This is a genomic window from Dactylosporangium salmoneum (assembly GCF_039532525.1).
In the GTDB taxonomy this organism is placed as follows: domain Bacteria; phylum Actinomycetota; class Actinomycetes; order Mycobacteriales; family Micromonosporaceae; genus Dactylosporangium; species Dactylosporangium salmoneum.
This window is the reverse complement of record NZ_BAAARV010000005.1, coordinates 275,892-282,687: the sequence shown is the minus strand read 5'-3', so window position 1 is coordinate 282,687 and position 6,796 is coordinate 275,892. Positions and strand designations below refer to the sequence as shown.

Below are 6,796 nucleotides of genomic sequence, written 5' to 3'. Positions count from 1 at the left end.
CCGCCGTCAGGCGTACTCGTGCGTCAGGTGCCGGTGCGGTTGATCCGGCCCGAGACGGTGATCGTGCTCTTCACGACCGTCGTGCCCGGCACCGCCGGGGTGACGACCGAGGTGCTGACCTCGCCGGAGCCCGGGATCAGGCCCAGCACGGTGACCGTGTACGAGGTCGACGCGCCGGGCACCGGGTCGGTGCTGACGACGCGCAGGTCGCCGGTCGGCAGCGTGTTCACGGGCAGGCCCTGGCCGCCGGTGCCGTTGATGTTCTCGGCCCCGACCACCATGTCCTGGCCGGCCGGCAGACCGGACAGCGCGCTGCCGTCATAGGCGAACGTGATGTCCTGCGTGCCGTTGACGCCGAGCCACACCTGGAACTTGCGGGCGTGCGTCGTGCCGAAGTCGTTCACCCGCCACTCGACGACGATCCACGAGCTCACCCCGTCGGTCAGGGTCGCCACGTAGAGGCCCGGCATCCCGGTGCCGTCGAGGTCGGTCCAGAACGGGGCGAGGACGTTGTTCGGCCTTGCCGGGTTCGGGATCGGGGTGATGCTGCAGCAGTTGTTGTTCTCGTTGCTGCTGTCACTTCCGGGGTACAGGTACCCGTTGGTGTCAATGGTCAGCGAGGTGTAGGAGATGCCGTTGTACAGGAACTTCGGCACGTTGAAGGTGGTGAGGTTCTCGTCGCCGATCGCGGTCGGGGTGATCCCGAACGCGTCGAGCGGGATGTAGCCGAAGAGACCCTCGTTGGTCAGCGACGGCGTGCCGGGAACCGCCCCGGCCAGGGCCGCGCCCTTCTTCTGCACCTGGAACGGGTTGACCACCTTGGCGCCGCTCGCCGAGACGACCGGCAGGTTGAGCGCCGTCGTCGTGGTGAAGTCGGCCGTGGTGTCGTTGAACGTCCCGTTCGTGGCGGTGACCGTGCACGTGCTGTTGCTCAGCAGCGTGGTGGCCGACGGCGTGCAGGTCTGGGTGACCTTCACGTCGCCCTGCTTGGGCACGAACGCGACCGGCAGGTGCAGGGTCGGCACGCCGCTGGTGACCGGGACGAGGCGGACCTCGCCGAAGTACTGGCCCTGCGCGGCGTTGGACTTGATGGTGATGCTGAGCTGCTGCGTCTTGCCCGGCGGGACGGTGAACAGCGCCGGGGTCGCCGTGATGGAGGAGCCGGCCGGCGACGTGGTCTCGACGCGGTACACCTGCGCCTTGTTCGTGACGTTCTTCGCCGTGCGCACCGCGGTGAGCTTGCCCGGCATGACGGGCGCGTTCACCGACGGCAGGTTGATCTGCACCGCGTTGACCGGGTCGTTGCCGAGGGCGAACATCCGGTCGGCCGTCTCGTCGAACGTGAGGCCCGGGTTGGCGGCCAGGTTGACCTGGACGCGGCCGGAGCCGAGGTCGAACGGGTCGGCCGGGGTGACGCCGTCGTCCTTGACGACCTTGGTGGTCGCGGTCGTCATGAGCGCCGACTTGATCTGGCCCGGCGTGAAGTCCGGGTGCAGCGCCTTCTCCAGCAGCGCGGAGCCGGCGATGTGCGGCGAGGACATCGACGTGCCGGCGATGGCCTGGAAGTACTCGCCGGCCGGGCCGAGGCTCGGGTCGTCCGGGGTGGGCGTCTGCCCGGCGAGGATCTGGGCGCCGGGCGCGGTGATGTCGGGCTTGATGAAGTTGCCGCCCGGCCCGCGCGACGAGAAGTTCGTCATCACGTCACCGGTGCCCATGACCTTCTCGCCCTGCGTGAAGGTGGCCTTCACGCCGGGGTGGGCGGCCATGAACGCCTCGAACGACGTCCCGTCGGCCAGGTGCACCGCCGGCAACCAGTGGTTGTCGCTCAGTGCGTCGGCCTTCGGGTCGTTGAACAGGATCATGCCGGCCGCGCCGCCCTGCCGGACGTTGAAGCCCTTGATGATCCGGCCCGGCGAGCGGTGACACGCGACGATCTTGCCGGTGAAGAGCCCGGGCGGCGCCGGGGCCGTGCAGTCCCCGTTGCTGTACGGCGGGGCCGAGGCCATGACCACGGGCAGCGCGGTGCTGACGCCGGCCGTGATCGAGATGCCCGTCAGCGTGGCCGCCGCGCCGTCCGAGGACGTCAGGGTCAGCGTCGACTGGAACGAGCGCTTCTGGGTGGACGCCGCGACGGTGGTGACCCACGGCGAGAGGTGGTCGGACGTGCCGGCCGTCGGGCCCGAGTTGCCGGCCGAGGCGGCGACGAACACGCCGGCCTTGTAGGCGTCGAAGAACGCCAGCTCCACGATGTCGGTGTACGGGCTCGCCCCACCGGAGATCGAGAAGTTGATGACGTTCACGCCGTCCTTGATCGCCTGGGCGACCGCGGCGGCCGAGTCGGTGCCGTAGCAGCCGGTGGCCCCGCAGACCTTGTACACCGAGACCCACGCGCCGGGCGCGATGCCGTTGATCGGCCCGCGCTCGATGTTGAAGATCTTCGCCGAGGCAACCGGGTCGCCGGCCGCCGTCGACGCGGTGTGCGTGCCGTGACCGTCGGAGTCACGGGCGGTGTACCCGTACAGCTCCGGCTCCTGCAGCGCGTTGTACGTGTCCAGGAAGCCCTTGCCGCCGATGACCTTGTGGTTGCACACGAACGGGTCGCTCGCCGGGGTCAGCGGGTTGTCGCCGAAGTCGCAGGCGCGCGGGGTGCCGTCGGCCTTGGCCGGCGGGGCGCCCAGGTTGCCGTTGTCCGCGAACGACGGGTGCTCGGGCCAGATGCCGCTGTCCAGCGAGCCGAAGATGACTCCCTTGCCGGCGTTCGGCGCGCCCCCGAGCTTCGGGTAGACCTGGTCGGCGCCGATGAAGGCCGGCGTCGAGTCGGTCTGCGGGGCGCGGAGGCTGTCGGCCTGGATCGCCACGACGTGGTCCATGGCCAGGATCGCGTTGACCTTGTTGGCCGGCACCGTCATCGCGATGCCGCCGTAGACCGTCCGCAGCTTCTGGCCGACCTTCGCGTCGGGGACCTGCTTCTTGAGCTCCCCGAGGAATTTGTCCTCAATTCCGGCAATGCGGTTTTCGTAGCGTTTCTCGTCGGCGCCTCCGGATAGCGCCTTCCCCGTTACGGACGGACTCGTCGCCGCATAGCCGGCGATATCGCCGGAATAGGTGGCGGTGGAGTCGTAGTCGAGCTTGACCGCGATCGCCACCTTGGTGGTGTCGGAGCGGTTGAGCAGGGATGTGTCGGTTTTGGCCATCCGGCTGGTCGCCGATTTCGCCGCCGTGGTCTGGTTCGCCGCCGTGAGGCCTTGTACCAATGACAGATTGCCTGCCGGGATCGGTGCTGCCGCGCTCGGACCTGCCGACGCGATCACGAGCATTGGCGGAACGAGTGCGGTCGCCACTGCGGCGCTCACCCATCTCCGTCGGCCCATCGTGCCCCCTCTCGCTGAACATTGCCGGGGCGCGCATTTAGCTGACGAGCCTCGATGCGCGCCGACTCAACATGCCAGCTTTTGTGCGGGCGGGAAAGAGGCGCGGGGCAATGACGAGGGTGAGTCCGAATTGGCGTAAAATCACCCCCACGTCGCCGTGGGGGTGATTTGTCTCCTGTGCTAACGGCGGGCTTCGCCGTCCTCATCCGGCGGCGGGTTGATCACCACGGTGTCGTCCCCGGCGGGCGGCGGGACCGGCGGCGTGGGTTGCGGCTGGTTGACCTGCGGCATGATCATGGTCGGGGAGTCCATCGGGCCGGGGATGGGGCCCGGCGTCGGCGGTGCCGCCGCGGCGGCCAGGCGGGCCTCCTCCGCCAGGCGGGCCTCCTCGGCGCGCCGGGCCTCCTCGGCCGCGCGGGCCGCCTCCTCGGCCCGGCGCCGTTCGGCCTCCTCGGCCCGGCGCCGCTCGGCCTCCTCGCGGCGCGCCTCGGCGGCCGCCCGCACCCGGGCCGAGACCTCGGGCGCCTCCTGCTCGAGCCGGCCCAGCCAGCCCTCCCAGCGCTGCTGCATCGGCCGGACCAGCCCGCCGCCGACGCCCACGATGAGGATGCCGGCGACGGTGGCCAGCACGGCGATGAGCACCGGGGTGGTGACCGTCGTGGCGATGCCGATCTGGTTGAGCGCGGCGACCACGCCGAGGCCCAGGACGAACCAGTACCCGAGGGCGGCGACCGGCCGGCCGTAGGAGAGCCCGCCGAGCGCCCCTGTGACGACGTCGCGCACCCCGGCGGCGATGGCGGCGGCGACCACCACGATCACGAGGGCGACGACGGCCTTGGGCAGCCAGGCGACCACCCGGTCGATGAGGTCGGAGACCGGGTTGGGCCCCCACACCCCGAACGCGATCTGCAGCGTGAAGAGCAGGATCGCGTAGTAGACGAGCTTGGCGACCAGGTCGCCGGCGTCGAACTGACCGTGGGCCAGCGCCCGCCCGACGCCGCCGCGCTCGGCCAGCCGGTGGAAGCCGATCCGGCCGAGCAGTTTGTGCACGGCGGTGCGCACGAGCACGGCCAGCAGCCAGCCGACCGCGAGAATGATCAGGAACAGCAGGAACGACGGCACGAACCGGACGACGTCGCCGAGCGCGTCGCGGACAGCACCCATCGGGTTCTCCTCCCAGGTTGAATACCCAGGGGATTGCCCCTTTCGGCGCCGAACTACTCGAATGCGCCGTTTCTACTCGTCCATGCCGGCCAGGCCGTGTGGGCTCTCGGGCTCCCGCGCGTGCTCCGGCCCGCCCTCCAGCTGCTCGGCGAGGGTGACGGTGCAGTGCTCGGAGGCGAAGTCCCCGAGATCGTCGATGTCGAAGCCGGGGAACGGCTCGGCGACGCCGACCGCGCCGCGATCGGGTCCGGCTGGATCGGACTGGGTCATGAATCAGTGATACCCCCGCGCGGGTGGGTATCACCCGCGCATGACGAAACCGGTGGCCGGTGTGCTGTTTGATGTCGACGGGACCCTCGTGGACAGCGTCTACCTGCACGTCGTCGCCTGGTGGCAGGCGCTGCGCCAGCACGGCCACGACGTGCCGATGGCGCACATCCACCGCGCGATCGGCCTGGGCTCCGACCGGATCCTCGACGAGCTGCTCGGCCCCGGCCACGACGACGAGGCCGACCGCGCCGTCCGGGCCGCGCACGCGAGCCTCTTCGCCGTGCACTGGCCGGCGCTGCGGCCGCTGCCGGGCGCCCGCCGCCTGCTCGACACCTGCGCCGACCGGGGCCTGCGCGTGGTGCTGGCCACCTCGGCGTCCCGGCCGGAGCTCGACGCGCTGCTGCGCTGCCTCGACTCCGACGGCTCGCTGACCGCGGTGACCAGCGCGGACGACGCCGGAGCGAGCAAGCCGGCGCCGGACATCGTGGAGGTGGCGGTGCAGCGCTCGGGGCTGTCGGCGGAGGAGGTCGTCTTCGTCGGCGACTCGGTGTGGGACATCGAGGCCGCCGGGCGGCTGTCGATCCCGTGCATCGGGGTGACCTGCGGCGGCCTGGGGGCGGCCGAGCTCCTCGAACACGGGGCGACGGGGGCCTACGGGGACCCGCAGGATCTGCTGGACAACCTGGACGAGGCCCTGACCACGGCGTTTCGGATGGCGCTCATCTGACTTGCCCGCTTCCGGTGATGGCCGGGCCGGCTAGGCGGACCTCCCCGTCCGGGCGCACCAGCAGCGGCGGCGGGTGGCCGGCCGAGGCGAGGGAGACGGCCGGGCCACCGGCGGACGGCGTGACCCGGCCGTAGATCGCGGTGACGTAGCGGCCGGAGGGTGGTGCCCGACAGCATCGTGTTGAGCGCGCACAGCACCGCGGCCGGGGAGCGGTTCACCGCCGAGGCGCCGCGCACGGTGTGCCGGGCCTGGCCGGTGACGACGGCGGCCTCCACGCCCTTGCCGGAGACGTCGCCGAGGACGAACGACCACTCGTCGATACCTGCCGCCCGGCCTCGAGCCGATCGAGGGCAACCGCGCTGAGCGTTTGAACTCCACCGATTGGGTACCCCACACTGTTGACCAGGGGAGTCAGGAGGGCAACCGCCGGTGATAGACGACAAGGCTGTCTGGGAACTGGAGGCGCGCCGCCAGGACAGCCGGGCGCACGTGGTGCTGACGGGCGAGCTCGACCTGGACTCCGCGCCGAGCCTGTTGACGGCGGTGGTGGGGCAGCTGGAGACCGGGGCGACCGAGGTCGTGATCGACCTCACGAGCCTCTCGTTCATCGATTCGAGCGGCCTGGGCACGCTGGTCGGGTGCTGGCGGCGGGCCAAGAACACGGGCGCGAGCCTGGCGGTGGCCAACCCCAACGATGACGTGCGCATGACGCTGGAGATCACCGGGCTGGACCAGATCCTGCCGATCACGAGCGAGCCCGTCAGCAACTGACCGTGGCCGGGCAGCCCCGGCTAGAGGGCTATCTCGGCCCAGACGATCTTGCCGCCCTGGTGCGGGCGGACGCCCCAGGCCCGGGCGAGCTTGCTGACGATCTGCATGCCCCGGCCGGACGTGCTGGTCTGGTTGTCGATCTCGGCGATGCGAGGCATCTGCTCGCCGGCGTCGCCGACCTCCACGACGACCATGTCGCCGTGGCGCGTGAGCCGCAGGGCCGCCGGCGGCACGCCGTGGCGCAGCGCGTTGGCCACCAGTTCGTGGCCGATCATGACCGCGCCGCGGGTCAGGTGGGACAGACCCCAGGCCTCGAGCGCCTGGGCGATCACTCGCCGGGCCTGACGGGCTTCGCCTGCCGCCACGTCGACCTCGATCGAGTCCTCCCCCTGCACGTATTCATGGTGCCCTGCCCTGACTCCAAAAAACAGTCGTGTTTGCGCAACCACTCTGGTGGGCACACGGGAGGCCAATTATTTCCGTTGCCCGGGGG

General features: G+C 70.9%; 6 protein-coding genes and 2 pseudogenes. 2 read left to right on the top strand and 6 right to left on the bottom strand.

The features are described from left to right. Positions 1-23: 23 nt before the first annotated feature. The 3 genes from ABD352_RS04080 to ABD352_RS04070 form a co-directional block, all read right to left on the bottom strand. A complete protein-coding gene (locus tag ABD352_RS04080) occupies positions 24-3,194 on the bottom strand; it encodes a S8 family serine peptidase (RefSeq protein WP_344610819.1) in 3,171 nt (1,056 codons plus the stop codon). A 357-nt stretch (positions 3,195-3,551) separates the two neighbouring features. After that, positions 3,552-4,535 (bottom strand): mechanosensitive ion channel family protein, encoded by a 984-nt coding sequence (locus ABD352_RS04075; protein ID WP_344610818.1) that lies wholly within the window; start codon positions 4,533-4,535, stop codon positions 3,552-3,554. Between the two features lie 72 nt (positions 4,536-4,607). Further along, the gene (locus ABD352_RS04070) at positions 4,608-4,805 is read right to left on the bottom strand and encodes a hypothetical protein (RefSeq protein WP_344610817.1); all 198 of its coding nucleotides are present in this window, start codon (positions 4,803-4,805) and stop codon (positions 4,608-4,610) included. A 40-nt stretch (positions 4,806-4,845) separates the two neighbouring features. Here ABD352_RS04070 and ABD352_RS04065 point away from each other — a divergent pair, with 40 nt between their 5' ends. Next, entirely contained in the window at positions 4,846-5,532 is a 687-nt protein-coding gene (locus ABD352_RS04065) for an HAD family hydrolase (RefSeq protein ID WP_344610816.1), read from the top strand. Here the strand turns inward: ABD352_RS04065 and ABD352_RS57500 are convergent. Both ABD352_RS57500 and ABD352_RS57495 read right to left on the bottom strand, forming a co-directional pair. After that, positions 5,525-5,677: pseudogene (locus ABD352_RS57500) on the bottom strand (SpoIIE family protein phosphatase); the annotation flags it as partial. The gene ABD352_RS04065 and the pseudogene ABD352_RS57500 sit on opposite strands and share 8 nt — an antisense overlap. A gap of 34 nt (positions 5,678-5,711) precedes the next feature. Next, positions 5,712-5,975, bottom strand: a pseudogene (locus ABD352_RS57495) (SpoIIE family protein phosphatase); the annotation flags it as partial. Between ABD352_RS57495 and ABD352_RS04060 the strand changes: the two are divergent. Continuing rightward, on the top strand, positions 5,962-6,303 hold the full coding sequence (locus ABD352_RS04060) for an STAS domain-containing protein (RefSeq protein WP_344610815.1): 342 nt from the start codon (positions 5,962-5,964) through the stop codon (positions 6,301-6,303). The pseudogene ABD352_RS57495 and the gene ABD352_RS04060 overlap by 14 nt on opposite strands. A 20-nt stretch (positions 6,304-6,323) precedes the next feature. Here ABD352_RS04060 and ABD352_RS04055 read toward each other — a convergent pair whose 3' ends face one another. Next, positions 6,324-6,698: an ATP-binding protein gene (locus ABD352_RS04055; RefSeq protein WP_344610814.1), complete on the bottom strand. Its 375-nt coding sequence runs from the start codon at positions 6,696-6,698 to the stop codon at positions 6,324-6,326. Positions 6,699-6,796 lie beyond the last annotated feature (98 nt).